Origin of the sequence: Curtobacterium sp. MCSS17_011 (genome assembly GCF_003224275.1) — a bacterium.
Lineage (GTDB): Bacteria > Actinomycetota > Actinomycetes > Actinomycetales > Microbacteriaceae > Curtobacterium.
Genome location: NZ_QKLE01000017.1, coordinates 48,190 through 64,560, shown reverse-complemented (window position 1 = coordinate 64,560; position 16,371 = coordinate 48,190). Strand labels below are relative to the sequence as shown.

The 16,371-nt window shown below is 70.3% G+C and carries 15 protein-coding genes; 12 read left to right on the top strand and 3 right to left on the bottom strand.

Translation table 11 applies throughout. The features are described 5' to 3' along the window. Positions 1–219: 219 nt before the first annotated feature. A complete protein-coding gene (locus DEJ17_RS12260) occupies positions 220–1,482 on the bottom strand; it encodes a DNA recombination protein RmuC (protein WP_110894231.1) in 1,263 nt (420 codons plus the stop codon). 190 nt (positions 1,483–1,672) lie between these two features. Between DEJ17_RS12260 and iolC the strand changes: the two genes are divergently transcribed. From iolC to DEJ17_RS12205, 11 genes are all read left to right on the top strand, one after another. Next, positions 1,673–2,698 (top strand): 5-dehydro-2-deoxygluconokinase, encoded by a 1,026-nt coding sequence (gene iolC / locus DEJ17_RS12255; protein WP_017887108.1) that lies wholly within the window; start codon positions 1,673–1,675, stop codon positions 2,696–2,698. Continuing rightward, a complete protein-coding gene (locus DEJ17_RS12250; protein ID WP_035807563.1) occupies positions 2,691–3,680 on the top strand; it encodes a class I fructose-bisphosphate aldolase in 990 nt (329 codons plus the stop codon). Before iolC ends, DEJ17_RS12250 begins: the two co-directional genes overlap by 8 nt. Beyond that, the gene (locus DEJ17_RS12245; RefSeq protein WP_110894229.1) at positions 3,677–5,188 is read left to right on the top strand and encodes a CoA-acylating methylmalonate-semialdehyde dehydrogenase; all 1,512 of its coding nucleotides are present in this window, start codon (positions 3,677–3,679) and stop codon (positions 5,186–5,188) included. Before DEJ17_RS12250 ends, DEJ17_RS12245 begins: the two co-directional genes overlap by 4 nt. Positions 5,189–5,196: 8 nt before the next feature. After that, positions 5,197–6,114, top strand: a complete 918-nt coding sequence (iolB, locus tag DEJ17_RS12240) for a 5-deoxy-glucuronate isomerase (protein ID WP_110894228.1) — start codon at positions 5,197–5,199, stop codon at positions 6,112–6,114. 17 nt (positions 6,115–6,131) lie between these two features. Next, positions 6,132–8,021 (top strand): 3D-(3,5/4)-trihydroxycyclohexane-1,2-dione acylhydrolase (decyclizing), encoded by a 1,890-nt coding sequence (gene iolD / locus DEJ17_RS12235; protein WP_181421157.1) that lies wholly within the window; start codon positions 6,132–6,134, stop codon positions 8,019–8,021. Positions 8,022–8,054: 33 nt separating this feature from the next. Beyond that, positions 8,055–9,008, top strand: coding sequence for a sugar phosphate isomerase/epimerase (locus tag DEJ17_RS12230; protein ID WP_042539399.1), 954 nt, complete (start codon positions 8,055–8,057; stop codon positions 9,006–9,008). 44 nt (positions 9,009–9,052) lie between these two features. Further along, entirely contained in the window at positions 9,053–10,126 is a 1,074-nt protein-coding gene (locus tag DEJ17_RS12225) for a Gfo/Idh/MocA family protein (protein WP_017887102.1), read from the top strand. 3 nt (positions 10,127–10,129) lie between these two features. Next, entirely contained in the window at positions 10,130–10,999 is an 870-nt protein-coding gene (locus DEJ17_RS12220) for a sugar phosphate isomerase/epimerase family protein (RefSeq protein WP_110894224.1), read from the top strand. Then, positions 10,996–12,108: a transaldolase family protein gene (locus DEJ17_RS12215; protein ID WP_110894222.1), complete on the top strand. Its 1,113-nt coding sequence runs from the start codon at positions 10,996–10,998 to the stop codon at positions 12,106–12,108. The genes DEJ17_RS12220 and DEJ17_RS12215 overlap by 4 nt, the downstream gene beginning before the upstream one ends. Positions 12,109–12,289: 181 nt before the next feature. Then, the gene (locus tag DEJ17_RS12210; RefSeq protein WP_110894220.1) at positions 12,290–13,483 is read left to right on the top strand and encodes a Gfo/Idh/MocA family protein; all 1,194 of its coding nucleotides are present in this window, start codon (positions 12,290–12,292) and stop codon (positions 13,481–13,483) included. A gap of 61 nt (positions 13,484–13,544) precedes the next feature. Beyond that, positions 13,545–13,952 (top strand): tautomerase family protein, encoded by a 408-nt coding sequence (locus DEJ17_RS12205; RefSeq protein ID WP_110894218.1) that lies wholly within the window; start codon positions 13,545–13,547, stop codon positions 13,950–13,952. A 192-nt stretch (positions 13,953–14,144) separates the two neighbouring features. Here the strand turns inward: DEJ17_RS12205 and DEJ17_RS12200 are convergent, their stop codons facing one another. Next, complete coding sequence (locus tag DEJ17_RS12200; protein ID WP_110894216.1) at positions 14,145–14,903, bottom strand: GntR family transcriptional regulator; 759 nt, start codon at positions 14,901–14,903, stop codon at positions 14,145–14,147. 137 nt (positions 14,904–15,040) lie between these two features. Continuing rightward, complete coding sequence (locus tag DEJ17_RS12195; RefSeq protein WP_181421155.1) at positions 15,041–15,706, bottom strand: exonuclease domain-containing protein; 666 nt, start codon at positions 15,704–15,706, stop codon at positions 15,041–15,043. A gap of 44 nt (positions 15,707–15,750) precedes the next feature. On the opposite strand from DEJ17_RS12195, the gene DEJ17_RS12190 reads away from it, so the two are divergent. Next, positions 15,751–16,317: a hypothetical protein gene (locus DEJ17_RS12190; RefSeq protein ID WP_110894214.1), complete on the top strand. Its 567-nt coding sequence runs from the start codon at positions 15,751–15,753 to the stop codon at positions 16,315–16,317. Positions 16,318–16,371 lie beyond the last annotated feature (54 nt).

Here is a 16,371-nt window from a genome sequence, read left to right as displayed (position 1 = left end):
GTCGACGGCGTGCGTCGTTCGCGCGGCGTCATCCACACGGACTCGCTCGTGCTCCGCTCGCGCTCGAACACGATCCGTCGCATCCAGGCGGACCACCGTGCGGAGAAGTGGTTCTGATCCGCAGGCCGTCCTGATCGGCGCAGATCCGCGCCGAACCACTGCAACCCGTCCGAACCACGCGATCCCGTGGTTCGGAGGGGTTCCCGTCGGGTTGCGCCGTCAGTCCTCGTCGACCGCCCCGACGAGCTCCGGCGCCGTGAGCAGCCGCGGCTCGTCCTCGATCGAGGACGGGTCGGCGATCACCTTCGACTCGTCGAGCAGCGACAGCCGACGGGCACTCGGCAGGACCTGGCGTTCGAGCGACCCGACGAAGCGGTTGTAGTCGACGACCGAACCGCGGATCGAGCGGCCGAGCTTGTCGACGTGACCGGCCATCGTGGACAGCCGGCCGTAGAGCTCGCGGGACACCTTGAACAGCTCGTGCGCCTCTTGCGAGACGACGTCCTGCTGCCACGAGAACGCCACGGTCTTGAGCACGGACCACAGGGTCACGGGGGAGGCGAGTGCGATGCGCTTGCGGAAGGCGTGGTCGAGCAGGCCGGGGTCGGCGGCGAGTGCGCTCGAGATGAGCGACTCGGACGGGATGAAGGCGACGGTGAGCTCGGGGGAGGCGTCGTAGCCGGTCCAGTACTCCCGCGCGGCCAGGGCGTCGACGTGCGCGCGGAGTGCCTTGACGTGCTGGGCGATGAGCTGGTCGCGTCGTGCTGCCTCGGCACCGGTGGCGGTCGCCGGGATCTCGGCGGCCTGCAGGTAGGCGCTGAACGGCACCTTGGCGTCGACGGCGATGGTCTTGCCGCCGGGCAGGTGCACGACCATGTCCGGGCGGCCGGAGCCGACTGCAGTGGTGACTGACGACTGCACGTCGAAGTCGACCCGTTCGAGCAGCCCGGCGGCCTCGACCACGTTGCGCAGCTGCGTCTCGCCCCAGACGCCGCGCGTGCTGTTCGACGACAGGGCGCTGGCCAGGGTGTCGGCGGTGGCGCGCAGGCGCTCTTCCGACTCGGCGGCCGACCGGAGCTGCGCCGACAGCGCGCCGTACTGCTCGCTCCGCGACTGCTCGAGCTCGGCGATCTTCGTGCGCATCACGTCGAGCGTCTGCGCCACGGGGCTGAGCGCGGAGAGCACCTTGGACTCGTTCTGGTTCCGTGCCGCGTCGACGCCGTGCATGCGCTGCACCAGGTGCTCGAGCTCGGCCGAGCGCCGCTCGAGCGAGTCGACCTGGCGGCGGTACTGCGTGTCCTGGGCGTCGAGGCGTTCCTCGGCGTCGCGCCGGGCCGCCTCGAGCTGGCCGCGGAGCGCCTCGGCCGTCGCACGGGCCGACGCGGCGTCGACGCCCGCGCGCGAGCGGGCGAGCGACCAGGCGACGACCGCACCGACGGCGATGCCGATCACGAGACCGATGACCAGGGCGAGGATCTGCATGTCGCGACCCTGGCAGAACCCACCGACACCGCGCCTCCCGGCACACCGGCGTGCACCGCCGAACCGGAGTGACCGGCGCCCCCGGACCAACGTGGCGGACCGCGGAATCCATGTCATGACATTAGGGCAAACAGGGTGTACAGTCGTGATCGTCCGCCGATGAAGCCGCACGGAAGGTCCACCGCGTCGCATGACGAACCAAGCTCCCCACGCCTACGACGTGATCACGATGGGACGCGTCAGCGTCGACATCTACCCGCAGCAGACCGGCCCGCTCGAGGACGTCTCGACCTTCTCGAAGTCCGTCGGCGGCAGCGCCACGAACGTCGCCATCGCCGCTGCCCGCCACGGCGCGGACGCCGCGGTCATCACCCGGACGGGCAACGACCCCTTCGGCCGCTACATCGCCCGCACGCTGCCGGAGTTCGGCGTCGCGAACGCCTTCGTCGAGACGGTGGAGGGGCTGAACACCCCCGTCGCCTTCTGCGAGATCTTCCCGCCGGACGACTTCCCGCTCTACTTCTACCGGGCCCCGAAGGCGCCGGACCTGATGATCACGGCGAAGTCCCTGCCGCTGCACGAGATCGAGCGCGCGAAGATCTTCTGGACCACGGTGACCGGCCTCAGCGAGGAGCCGAGCCGACAGGCGCACCACGTCGCCTACGAAGCCCGGTCTGCCGCGCAGAACAGCACGAAGACCCACACCGTGCTCGACCTGGACTACCGGTCGATGTTCTGGTCGAGCCCCGAGGCCGCGACGCGCGAGGTCGCGATCGCCCTCGAGCACGCAACCGTCGCCGTCGGCAACCGCGAGGAGTGCGAGGTCGCGGTCGGTGAGACCGACCCGGTCCGCGCCGCCGACGCCCTGCTCGACCGCGGTGTCGAGATCGCGATCGTCAAGCAGGGACCGAAGGGCGTGCTGGCGAAGACCCGTGACGAGTTCGTCGAGTTCCGTCCGCACCACATCGACGTCGTGAACGGGCTCGGCTCGGGCGACGGCTTCGGCGGCGCGCTGACCCACGGACTGCTGCAGGGCTGGAGCCTCGAGCGGATCCTGGCGTTCTGCAACGCCGCCGGCGCGATCGTCGCGACGCGGTTCGAGTGCTCGACGGCGATGCCGACGAGCGACGAGATCGAGCAGTTCCTGACCGACAACCCGGCCGAGGGCACGAACCACACGGGAGAGACGCACACCGAGGAGAAGACCCATGCCTGAGCTCAGCCCCGCTGACTTCCAGCGCCTCCGCGACATCCGTGCCGGTCAGCCGGACCTGGTGCGTGCCACGCTCGATGCCCGCCGCAAGCGCTCCCTGCTCGCCGACGACGGCAAGCTCTTCATCGTCGCCGCCGACCACCCCGCACGCGGTGCGCTGGCGGTTCGCGACGACGAGTCCGCGATGGCGGACCGCTACGACCTGCTCGAGCGGCTCGTCACGGCCCTCGGCCGTCCGGGGGTCGATGGCGTGCTCGGCACCCCCGACATCCTGGAGGACCTCGCCCTGCTCGGCGCCCTCGACGGCAAGGTCGTCGTCGGGTCGATGAACCGCGGCGGACTCCGCGGCGCCACGTTCGAGATGGACGACCGGTACACGGCGTACTCGGCGCAGGCGATCAAGGACTCCGGGCTCGACTTCGCCAAGCTGCTGGTGCGCATCGCCCTGGAGGACTCGGGCACCGCTCCGACGCTCGAGGCCACGGCCCGCGCCGTCAGCGAGGCCGCGGCACTCCAGCTGCCGATCATGCTCGAGCCGTTCATGTCCGAGTGGCGGGACGGCCGGGTCGTCAACGACCTGTCGGCCGACGCCGTGATCACCTCGATGGCGATCGCTGCGGGCCTCGGCGAGTCCAGCGCCTACAGCTGGCTCAAGATCCCCGTCGTCGACGACATGGAGCGCGTGATGGCCGCGACGACGCTGCCGACGCTGCTGCTCGGCGGCGACCCGGCTTCGCGCCCGCTGGAGACGTACGCCAAGTGGGCGGACGCCCTGGCCCTGCCCGGCGTCCGCGGCCTGGTCGTCGGACGCACCCTGCTCTACCCCTCGGACGGCGACGTCGCCGCCGCCGTGGACGTGGCCGCCGGTCTCGTCCACAGCCAGGAGGCCCGGGGCGGGTTCTCCACAGATGCCCACGACCCAGCCGCTCGGCTCGCGGGCGCCACCACCATGGACTCGTCCATCTCGGAAGGAAGCAACGCATGACGCTCACCGACACGACCACCACCACCGTCGGGCACTGGATCGACGGCAGGCGCGTCGAATCCGCGTCGGGCAACACCGCCCCCGTGTACGACCCGGCGCTCGGCGTCGCGACCAAGCAGGTCGCGCTGGCCGACGAGTCCGAGATCCAGGCGGCCATCGGCAGCGCCAAGGCGGCGTTCCCCGGCTGGAGCAACCTCTCCCTGGCCAAGCGCCAGGCGATCCTGTTCTCGTTCCGCGAGATCCTGAACCGCGACAAGGCCGAGCTGGCCGAGATCATCACGAGCGAGCACGGCAAGGTCCTCGACGACGCCATGGGTGAGATCGCCCGCGGGCAAGAGGTCGTGGAGCTCGCCACCAACATCCCGAGCCTGATGAAGGGTGAGTTCTCCGACCAGGTCTCGACCGGTATCGACGTCTACTCGATCCGCCAGCCGCTCGGCGTCGTGGGCATCATCAGCCCGTTCAACTTCCCGGCGATGGTGCCGCTCTGGTTCCTGCCGATCGCGATCGCCGCGGGCAACACCGTCGTGTTGAAGCCGAGCGAGAAGGACCCGTCGGCCGCCATCTGGCTCGCCGAGAAGTTCAAGGAAGCCGGGCTGCCCGACGGCGTCTTCAACGTGCTGAACGGCGACAAGCTGTCCGTCGACGGCCTGCTCACCAGCGACGACGTCGAGTCGATCTCGTTCGTCGGCTCCACGCCCATCGCGCAGTACGTCTACGAGACCGGTACCAAGCACGGCAAGCGCGTGCAGGCCCTCGGCGGCGCGAAGAACCACATGCTCGTCCTGCCGGACGCCGACCTCGACCTGGTCGCCGACAACGCGATCAACGCCGGCTTCGGCTCGGCCGGAGAACGCTGCATGGCGATCTCGGTCGTCGTCGCCGTCGAGCCCGTGGCGGACGAACTCATCCAGAAGATCAAGGACCGCGCGGCGACCCTGCGCATCGGCGACGGTCGTCGCGGGTGCGACATGGGGCCGCTCGTCACGAAGCAGCACCGTGACAAGGTCGCCTCGTACATCGAGGTCGCAGAGCAGGACGGTGCGGTGGTTGTGGTGGACGGCCGCACCGTCCGACCCGACGGCGACGAGAACGGCTTCTGGCTGGGCCCGACGCTGATCGACCAGGTGCCCACCACCAGCCGCGTCTACACCGAGGAGATCTTCGGTCCGGTGCTGAGCGTCGTGCGGGTCGCCACCTACGAAGAGGGCCTCGAGCTCATCAACTCCGGCGCGTACGGCAACGGCACCGCCATCTTCACGAACGACGGTGGCGCCGCCCGACGGTTCCAGCGCGACGTGCAGGTCGGCATGATCGGCATCAACGTCCCGATCCCGGTTCCTGTCGCCTACTACTCGTTCGGCGGCTGGAAGAACTCGCTGTTCGGCGACCACAAGGCGTACGGTGCCGACGGCGTGAGCTTCTTCACCCGTCAGAAGGCGATCACGAGCCGGTGGCTGGACCCGTCGCACGGCGGCATCAACCTCGGCTTCCCGTCGAACAACTGACCCGCGGCATGGCGAACGAACAGCACCAGCAGTGGTTCATCCCGGCGGGCTCCCGGCCCGAGGCGGGCTGGACCGACGTCGTCGACGGACGCATCGAGGGGTGGGCGCACACCGGACTCCGGACCGGCGCGCTGACCGACGGGGGTGAGCTGCGCCTCCCGGCCGACGCCGTGGAACGCATCGTCGTGCCGCTCGCCGGGTCGTTCCACGTGACCCACTCGGGCGCTGCCGGCGACGGCGAGCAGGCGCTGCAGGGTCGGGGGAGCGTCTTCGACGGCCCCACCGACGTCCTGTACCTGGGTTCCGGGTCCGCCGCCACCATCACCGGCAGCGGACGGTTCGCCGTCGCCGAGGCGCCCACCGACACCGTCAAGCCGACCACCTACGTGGCCCGGCCGGACGTGCCGGTGGAGCTTCGCGGCGCCGGGCAGTCGAGCCGCCAGGTGCACAACTTCGGCACCCCGGCCGCGCTCGACGCCGTCAAGTTCATCGTGTGCGAGGTCATCACCCCGGCCGGCAACTGGTCGTCGTACCCGCCCCACAAGCACGACACGAACGTGCCCGGGTCGGAGTCCAACCTCGAGGAGATCTACTACTACGAGGCCGCGGTGTCCCGTGGGTTCGAGTCGATCGCGCCCGAGGCCGCCGACCCGTTCGCCCTGCACCGCACGTACGCCTCGGACGACCGCGCAATCGACGAGTTCCGGCAGGTCCGGACCGGCGACGTCGCCCTGGTGCCGTACGGCTGGCACGGTCCGGCGGTCGCCGCTCCGGGCTACGACATGTACTACCTGAACGTGATGGCCGGGCCCGACCCGGAGCGCGTCTGGAACATCACCGACGACCCGGCCCACGGGTGGGTCCGGCAGGCGTGGGCATCGGAATCGATCGACCCACGACTGCCCTACGAAAGGAAGCAGGCGTGACCACCACCACGCGGAAGATGACGGTCGGCCAGGCACTCGTCGAGTTCCTGGCCAACCAGTGGACCGTCGACGGCGACGTCCGCGAACGCACCATCCCGGGGATCTTCGGCATCTTCGGGCACGGCAACGTCGCCGGGGTCGGTCAGGCCATCAAGCAGCTCCACGTCGAGCAGCCCGGTCTGCTGCCGTACCACCAGGCCCGCAACGAGCAGGCGATGGTGCACGAGGCCGTCGGCTTCGCCCGCATGCACCGCCGCCGCGCGACCTACGCATCGACGGCGTCGGTCGGCCCGGGCGCCGCCAACATGCTGACCGCCGCGGCACTCGCCACCACGAACCGGCTGCCGGCACTGCTGCTGCCGTCGGACACCTTCGCCACGCGCACCACGGACCCGGTGCTCCAGCAGATCGAGCTGCCGCACGACACGTCCTTGCAGGTCACCGACGCCTTCCGTCCGCTGTCGCGCTACTTCGACCGTGTGGAGCGTCCGGAGCAGCTGTTCTCGATCGCACTCGCCGCGATGCGGGTCCTGACCGACCCGGCCGAGACCGGTGCGGTGACGATCGCGCTCCCCGAGGACGTCCAGGCCGAGGAGTTCGACGTTCCCGTCGCGTTCCTGCAGCCGCGCGAGTGGCACATCCGCCGCCCGCTGCCCGAGCGCGGACCGCTCGAGCGAGCCGTGGCCGCAATCCGTGCCGGCGGCCGCCCGGTCATCGTGGCCGGCGGCGGGGTGCTGTACTCCGACGCCGCCGACGAGCTCCGCACCTTCGTCGAGGCCACCGGGATCCCGGTCGGCACGTCGCAGGCCGGCGGAGGATCCCTGGTCTGGGACCACCCGCAGTACCTCGGCGGGATCGGCGCGACGGGCACCGCGGCGGCCAACGCGATCGCCGCCCAGGCCGACGTCGTCATCGGGATCGGCACCCGCTACAGCGACTTCACCACGGCGTCACGGACCGCGTTCCAGAACCCGGACGTCACGTTCGTCAACGTCAACGTGGCCGCGTTCGACGCCTACAAGCACGGTTCGCAGCTGCCGCTGGTCGCGGACGCCCGGGAGGCACTGGTCGCGTTGACCGCGGCGCTCACCACCGACACGGCGTACGTCGTCGAGCCCGGCTACGCCTCCGAGATCGCCTCGCTGAAGGCGGCGTGGGACGCTGCCGTCGACGGCGCGTTCGCCCCGTCCGGCGCAGACCTGCCCGGCCAGCCCGAGATCATCGGCGCCGTGCAGTCGGTCTCCGATCCCCGAGACGTCGTCATCCAGGCGGCGGGTTCGCTGCCCGGCGACCTGCACAAGCTCTGGCGGGTGCGTGACGAGCTCGGGTACCACGTCGAGTACGCGTTCTCGTGCATGGGCTACGAGATCGCCGGTGGCATCGGTGTGCGCCGCGGAGCTCCGGACCGCGATGCGATCGTCATGATCGGTGACGGCAGCTACCTCATGTTGCACACCGAGCTCGTCACCGCCGTGGCCGAGGGCATCAAGATCATCGTCGTGCTCATCCAGAACCACGGGTACGCATCGATCGGGCACCTGTCCGAGACCGTCGGCTCCGAGCGCTTCGGCACGAAGTACCGCTACCTCGACGAAACCGAGTCGTTCGAGAACGGCGAGCCGCTGCCCGTCGACCTCGCCGCCAACGCCCGCTCGTACGGCGTCGACGTCATCGAGGTGCAGCCCGGCCCGGACAGCATCGAGGACCTGAAGGCCGCGCTGCGTCAGGCGAAGGCGAACGACCACACCACGCTGGTGCACATCAACTCCGACCCGCTGGTCTACGCCCCCGAGGGCGACGGCTGGTGGGACGTGCCGGTCGCCCAGACCTCCACCCTCCCCAGCACCCAGGCCGCCCGCGCCGAGTACGAGCAGCAGGTCGCCACGCAGCGTCCGCTGCTCGGCTGAACCGTTCACGAGACAGAAAGCGACAGCGACGTCATGACCGACACCGCCACCCCCATCGGCAGCCCCGCGACCGACGCGGCGCCCGCCTCGATCCGCATCGGCACCGCCCCCGACTCGTGGGGCGTCTGGTTCCCGGACGACCCGAAGCAGGTGCCGTGGCAGCGCTTCCTCGACGAGGCGTCCGCCGCCGGGTACGAGTGGATCGAGCTCGGCCCGTACGGGTACCTGCCGACCGACCCGTCCCAGCTGTCCGACGAGCTCGAGTCCCGCGGGCTCAAGCTGTCGGCGGGCACGGTCTTCACCGGGTTCCACAAGGGCGAGGACCAGTTCCAGCGTGCGTGGGACCAGGCCGTCGCCGTCGCGGGCCTGGCAGCGAAGCTCGGCGCCGAGCACCTGGTGACGATCCCCGACCTCTGGCGCTCGGACGCCACCGAAGAGGTGCTCGAGGCGCGCACGCTCACCGACGAGCAGTGGGAGCGACTCGGCAAGGGACACGACCAGCTCGGCAAGGCGCTGCTCGAGGAGTACGGCGTCCACCAGCAGTTCCACACCCACGCGGACAGCCACGTGGGCACCTACAAGGAGACCGTACGGTTCCTCGAGGTCACGAACCCCGAGTACACCAATCTCTGCCTCGACACCGGCCACTTCGCCTACTACGGCGGCGACAACCTCAAGCTCATCGCCGCCCACCCGGAGCGCATCGGCTACCTGCACCTCAAGCAGGTCGACACCGACCTGCTGTTCGACGTGCTCAAGAACGACGTGCCGTTCGCCACCGCCGTGTCGCAGGGCATCATGACCGAGCCGCCGCACGGCACCCCGGAGCTCGCCCCGATCATCGAGGCCGTCGCCGCGATCAACCCGGACATCTTCGGCATCGTCGAGCAGGACATGTACGGCTGCTCCGTCGACGCCCCCGGCCCGATCGCCGAGCGCACCTTCCAGCACATCTTCGGCTCGACCTCGGCCGCCCGCGCCTCCTGACGCGCCGTCCACGCAGCGTCAACAACCACCAGGAGAACACCACCATGACCACCACGCAGAACCTCCGCGTCGCCGTCGTCGGCGCCGGCATGATGGGCGCCGACCACGTCCGCCGCATCACCGCCAAGATTTCGAACGCCGACGTCGTCGCCGTCGTCGAGCCCGACCAGGCCCGTGCCGCTGCGGCAGCCGCCCTGGCGCCCGGCGCGATCACCGCCGCGTCCTTCGACGAGGCGCTCGAGCAGACCGAGATCGACGCCGTCATCATCGCGACGCCCGGTTTCCTGCACGAGCCGATCCTGGTGACCGCGCTCGAGCGCGGGCTCACCGTCCTGTGCGAGAAGCCGCTGACGACCAGCGCCGAGGACTCGCTGCGCATCGTCGAGCTCGAGCAGCAGCACGCCGCCCGGCCCGTCATCCAGGTCGGCTTCATGCGCCGGTTCGACGCCGGGTACCAGGAGCTCAAGGCCCTGCGCGAGTCGGGGGCGAACGGCGCCCTGCTCGCCCTGCACCACGCGCACCGCAACCCGACGACGCCGCCGAACTTCAGCGAGTCGATGCTCATCCACGACTCGGTGATCCACGAGATCGACATCATCCCGTTCCTGACCGGTGAAGCGATCACGAGCGTCGAGGTGAAGAAGCCGCGCAAGAACTCCCTCGCGCCGGCCGATCTGCCCGAGCCGCAGTTCGTCCTGTTCACCACCGAGTCCGGCACGATGGCGATCGTCGAGATCAACGTCAACGCCCAGTTCGGCTACCAGGTCACCACCGACGCCGTGTTCGAGTCCGGCGTCGCCTACATCGGCCGCGACACGTCACTCTCGCTCGTCGCAGCCGGAGCGACCTCGCAGGGCGTCACGCCGTCCTTCAAGGAGCGCTTCGGTGCCGCCTACGACGAAGAGGTCCAGCGCTGGGTCGACGCGGCCCGGACCGGTGGCATCGACGGGCCGAGTGCCTGGGACGGCTACACCGCCTCCGTCGTCGCCGAGGTCGCGGTCCGGGCCCAGCAGTCCGGCGCGCACGAAGTGGTCGAGTACGCGGTCACGAAGCCGGCGTTCTACGACGAGACGAGCGACGCGACGAGCGACGCGACCGCCGCGCTCGCCGGGGCCTGATCGATGCCGAAGATCGCGCTCGACCCGACCCCGTTCCACCACGACCTGTCGCTGCTCGAGTTCCCGCGCAAGGTCGCGGAGCTCGGCTACGAGTACCTGCAGCTCACCCCGCACAAGGACTTCATTCCCTTCTACCGGCACCCCAAGGCCGACGACGACCTGGTCGACGCGTTCGCCGCGGCCTGCCGTGACGCCGGGGTCCAGGTGGCGAGCGTGCTGCCGGTGCTGCGCTGGTCGGGTCCGGACGAGGACGCCCGACAGGCTGCGGTGCGGAAGTGGAAGCGGGTCATCGAGATCACGAAGCGCCTCGGCGTGGACACCATCAACACGGAGTTCTCCGGCCGCCCCGAGCGCGCCGAGGAGTCCGAGGACCAGTTCTACCGGTCGATGGAGGAACTCCTGCCGATCATCGAGGACGCCGGCATCCGTGTGCTCATCGATCCGCACCCCGACGACTTCGTCGAGGACGGGCTCGAGGCGCTCCGGGTGATCCGCGGCCTGAACTCGAAGCACGTCGGCTTCGTCTACGTCGCCTGCCACACGTTCCACTACGGCGGCAACATGGACGAGATCATCGACGCCGCCGGTGACTCGCTGCAGCTGGTCCACGTCGCCGATGCGTACGACCACCGCCGCTCGCACGGCCTGCGCTACATCACGAACCCGCCCGGCAACCCGGTCCGGGTGCACCAGCACCTGCCGGTCGGCCAGGCGGACGTCGACTTCGACGCCTTCTGGGCGGCGCTCGACCGGGTCGGTTTCTCGGCGCGCGAGGACTCCGTCGCGGTCTCGAGCGTCTTCGCCGAGGACGAGAACGCCGACGCGGTGTCGCGGTTCCAGCTCGACACGATCACGAAGGGACTCCACCGATGACCACCACACTCGAGACGCAGGCGTCCACCGACGCCGACTCCCGACCCGTCACCCTGCAGGCCGCGGAACAGACCCCGACCGCCCTGTGGAACGACTCCGCCGACCCGCGCGAACTGTCGACCGCCATCCACGAGTACGGTGCCGTCGGCGCGACCTGCAACCCGGTGATCGCGTACACCTGCATCCAGCAGGACCCGGAGACCTGGGTCCCGCGCATCCGCGAGATCGCCGAGGAGCACCCGACGGCGGGGGAGTCCTGGATCGGCTGGAAGGCCGTCGAGGAGCTCTCCATCGCCGCCGCGGCGCAGCTGCTGCCCGCGTTCGAGGCGTCCGGCGGCCGGAACGGTCGACTGTCCATGCAGACCGACCCCCGGTTCCACCGCGATGCCGACGCGCTCGTCGAGCAGGCCGTCCGGTTCTCGCAGCTCGCGCCGAACATCATCGTGAAGATCCCCGCCACCAAGGTCGGCATCGCCGCGATCGAGGAAGCCGCCTCCCGCGGGGTCTCGATCAACGCCACGGTGTCCTTCACCGTGCCGCAGGTCGTCGCCGTGGGCGAGGCCATCGAGCGCGCCCTCGACCGCCGTGCTGCCGAGGGCCTGGCGGAGCAGGAGTTCGGCCACGTCGTCACCCTGATGGCCGGCCGCTTCGACGACTGGCTGAAGACCGTCGTCAAGCGCGACCACGTGATGGTGGACCCGGGCATCCTCGAGTGGGCCGGTGTCGCCGCGGTGAAGAACGCCTACCGCGTCTTCCAGGAGCGTGGCTTCCGCTCGCGCGTGCTGGTCGCCGCGTTCCGCAACGCACTGCAGTGGTCGGAGTTCCAGGGCGGGGACCTGGTGGTGTCGCCGCCGTTCCAGTGGACGAAGGACATCAACGACAACGCGTTCCCGTTCCGTCCGCACGCCATCGACGACGAGGTCCCCGTGCACGTCATCGAGGCGCTCCGGGCCGCGACGCCGGAGTTCGCCCGCGGTTACGACGTGGACGGCATGACGATCGACGAGTTCGACCGCTTCGGTGCGACCGTGACGACGCTCCGGCAGTTCCTCGACGCCGACGCGAAGCTCGACGCACTGGTCCGCGACATCATCGTCCCCGCGATCTGAGCCGCGGATCGAACCACGGGTCGCGCCCCGCGCGCTGACGCACCAGCCTGGAGGCCCGGTGCCGGTCCCCGAGACCGGCACCGGGCCTCCCGACGGTGCCCCATGTGCTGACAAAGCAAGCCGCATCGAATAAGCTCGTTGTCGCGCTCCAACGCGCGTCACGTGAACGAAGGAGTTCTCCATGGACAGCATCGGCGTCGGGCTGATCTCGGTCGGCTGGATGGGACGATTGCACTCGCGTGCCTACCGGGCCCTGCCGGACCACTTCCCGGAGCTCGGCGTCCAGCCGCGGCTCGTCATCGCGGCCGACCCGATCGAAGCGGCGCGCGACCAGGCGGTGATGCGGCTCGGGTACGAGCGAGCCGTCGCCGACTACCACCAGGTCCTCGCCGACCCGGCGGTCGACGTCGTGTCGATCTGCTCACCGAACTTCCTGCACCGCGAGATGGCCGTCGCCGCGGCCGAGGCGGGCAAGCCGTTCTGGATCGAGAAGCCGATGGGACGGTACGCCAGTGACTCCCGGTCCATCCACCAGGCGGTGCAGCGCGCCGGCGTCATCACGAGCGTCGGCTTCAACTACCGGCACGCCCCGGCGATCGAGCGTGCTCGTGAACTCGTCAGGAGCGGGCGGCTCGGCCGGATCACGAACGTCCGCGGGTCGTTGCTCGCTGACTACTCGTCCGACCCGGCGGCCCCGCTGACCTGGCGCTTCGAGCGCGAGCGTGCCGGATCGGGTGTGCTCGGCGACCTGCTGTCGCACGGACTCGACCTGGCGCAGTACGTGGTCGGTCGGATCGCCTCGGTCAGTGCCCTCGCCGACACGTTCATCGAGTCGCGTCCCCGCCCGGGTGCCGGCATCGTCGACCGCAGTGCGGCGGCGACCGGCGAGCTGGGTGCCGTCGAGAACGAGGACTACGCCGCGCTGCTGTTCCGGTTCGAGGACGGTGCGGTCGGCACGATGGACTCGAGTCGGGTCATGCGCGGTCCGCACGCCGAGTACACGCTCGAGATCTACGGCACCCGGGGTTCGGTCCGGTGGGACTTCCAGCGGCTCAACGAGCTCGAGGTGTACCTGGACGGGCAAGAGGTCGACGGGTACGCCACGCACTACGTCGCCCCCGGGGACGGCGAGTTCGGGCGGTTCCAGCCGGGCGCCGGCACCGCGATGGGCTACGACGACCTGAAGACGATCGAGGCGGCGCAGTTCATCGCGAGCGTGCAGCGCGGGGAGCAGCTCGCACCCTCGGTCGCCGACGGGCTCGCCGCGGCGTCGATCGTCGAGGCAGCAGAGGCCTCGCTGGTCGACGGCGCGTGGCACGACGTCGCTCGTGTCGACGGGCCGCTGACGTACGGGGCACCGACGCCGAGGTTCTAGACGCCAAGCCCTCTTTGCTTGTTAGTATGTAAGGACAAAGTCCGAGCAACCAGGAGGCACCATGCCGCTCGTCCGTATCGACCTCGCCACCGGCCGCACGCCGGAGGCCGTCCGTGGCATCGCCGACGCCATCCACCAGGCCATCGTCGACGTGTACGGGATCCCGGTACGTGACCGGTTCCACGTGATCACCGAGCACCCCGCGCAGCAGATCATCGCCGAGGACGCCGGCCTGGGGTTCGAGCGCACCGAGGGTGTCATCGTCATCCAGGTGTTCACGCAGCGCGGGCGGACCGACGAGGCGAAGGCGGCGCTGTACCGGGCGATCCACGACGCCCTCTCAGCGATCGGTGTCGCGTCCGAGGACGTCTTCATCGGCTACGTCGAGAACGGCCCGCAGGACTGGTCGTTCGGCTTCGGGCGTGCCCAGTACGTCACGGGCGAGCTCGGGGTGCCCGCGCTCAGGTGAGGTGGTGCGGGCGCGGGCGCGGTGCGGGCGGGTGCGGGGTGGTCACGACACCCCGCTCAGTTCCGCCCAGCGGTCGTGAACTGTCGGTTGCCGGGCGTCCGGGAGACAGTTCGTGACCACTCGGCACATCGCCGACAGCGTGTCGTGACCCCTCGCCGAGCAGCCGCGGGCGACGGAACGTGACCGGTCGGCCTACTTGTCGACGAGCGTGACCTCGAACGAGTACCGGTCGGGCCGGTAGCAGTGCACCCCGTACTCGACCGCACGGCCCGAGGCGTCGTACGCGGTGCGGCTCATCGTGAGCACCGGGTCGCCGTCCTCGATCTCGAGCAGGCCGGCCTCTTCGTCGGTGACCGCACGGGCCCCGATCCGCTGCTTCGCCACCCGCATCGTGACGCCCCGGCCGCGGAGCAGCTGGTACAGCCCGTGCGCCTGCAGGTCCTCGTCGGTCAGGTCGAGGAACTCCGGTGGCAGGTAGTTCTCGAGGATCGCCATCGGGACGTCCTCGGCGAACCGCACCCGACGGATGTGGGCCACGGTCGTGCCGGGCTCGACGCTCAGTGCGGCCGCGACGTCGTCGGGGGCAGGGACGTCGTTGCGCTGCAGGAGCTTCGTCGCCGGCGCCTGCGCACCCTGCGCCAGGTCGTCGTACAGGCTGGTCAACTCGACCTTGCGCGTCACCGGCCCGTGCACGACCTGGGTGCCGATGCCGCGACGGCGCACCAGCAGGCCCTTGTCGACGAGGTCCTGGATCGCGCGACGGATCGTCGGTCGTGACAGGCCGAGGCGCTCACCGAGGGCGATCTCGTTCTCGAGCCGCGCGCCGGGGGGCATCGCGCCGGACCGGATCGACTCCTCGATGCGCGAGGCGACCTGGAAGTAGAGGGGCATGGGACCCGACCGGTCCAGGTCCATGAACAGGTCGGACGGCAGCTGGCCTTCGTTGGTCATCGCGGTCCTTCACACGTGCGGAGATGCCGGCGTCGGTGCCGACGGCATTGTCGTGACAATACCACCGGGGATGTGGCACCCCAGTCGAGCCGCGGGCGTTGCGCCAGCCAGCGCAGAGCGGCAGCCAGCGACGACCGTCAGTCGGCGAAGACCATCGGCCGGTTCGACAGCCGCGGCTGGTTCGAACCCTTCGGCTTCTCGGCACGCGCGCGGACCGGGGCGATCGTCACCCGGGTCACCGCCCCGAGCGCTTCGACCGTCTCGACCCCGTGGTGCCCGGCGGCGTGCACGACGATCGCGGCGCAGGCCTCGGCGTCGGCGGCGGCGTCGTGGTGCTGGAACCCCTCGAACCCGGCGGCCATCGCGGCGACGGGCAGTCGGTACGAGTCGAGCGTGTAGGTCTTGCGGGCGACCGCCAGGGAGCACAGCGAGTGGTGCTCGGCCAGGTCGATGCCCGTCGCTGAGCACCCACCGGCGATGACGCCCATGTCGAAGCGGGCGTTGTGGGCCACCAGGACGTCGCCCTCGGCGAAGGCCACCAGGTCGGGGTACTGCTGCTCCCACGTCTTGGCGTGCGTGACGTCCTCGGCCACGATGCCGTGGATGCGCGTGTTCCACTCCAGGAAGGCATCGTGCCCGAACGGCGGGCGGATGAACCACGACGCTCGATCGACGACACGGCCGGCACGGACCTTCACGAGGCCCACGGAGCAGGCGCTGGCGGGCGAGCTGTTGGCGGTCTCGAAGTCGATCGCGGTGAAGTTCAACGGCACGGTCCCGATCGTCGCACGGGGTGCCGACATAGCCCTCCGTTCCCGTCGGCGTTGCGTGTGGCTACCCTCGCCACATGGGGAACGAGGCCGACCGACGTCCGCTCGTCCTGGTGCTCGCCGGTGCCGGCTACGGGCAGCAGGCGCCGCTGCTCTGGTGGACGAGCGAGATCGCTCTCGCCTCGGGGTGCGAGGTCGTCGCGCCACGCTGGCAGGTCGACGACGCTGCCGGTGCCGATCCGGTCGGGTTCGTCGAGACCGCTGTCGCCGCCGCCCTGGGGGACCGGCTGCCCGACCTCGTCGTCGCGAAGTCGTTCGGCTGCTTCGCCCTGCCGTGGGCGGTCCGTCACGAGGTGCCCGGCGTCTGGCTGACGCCTGTCCTCACCCACGATGACGTCGCGGCAGCACTCGCCGCCGCGACCGAGGTGCACGTCGCGATCGGGGGTGGAGACGACACCATGTGGCGGCCCGAGCGGGTCTCGGGGACTGCTGCGCGCCTCCAGACCGTCGACCGTGCCGACCACTCGCTGCAGGTGGCCGGCGACTGGCGGCGCTCGCAGCGGCTGCAGGCCGACGTCTTCGACGTCGTCGAGCGGCGCGTCAGCGCCCTGCGGCCCCAGATGGGCGGGTCGCGTCCGCTGTGATGACGGACGGACTGGAGGCCCGGGTCGGCTCCGACAGGCCGCCGCCGGTAGGCT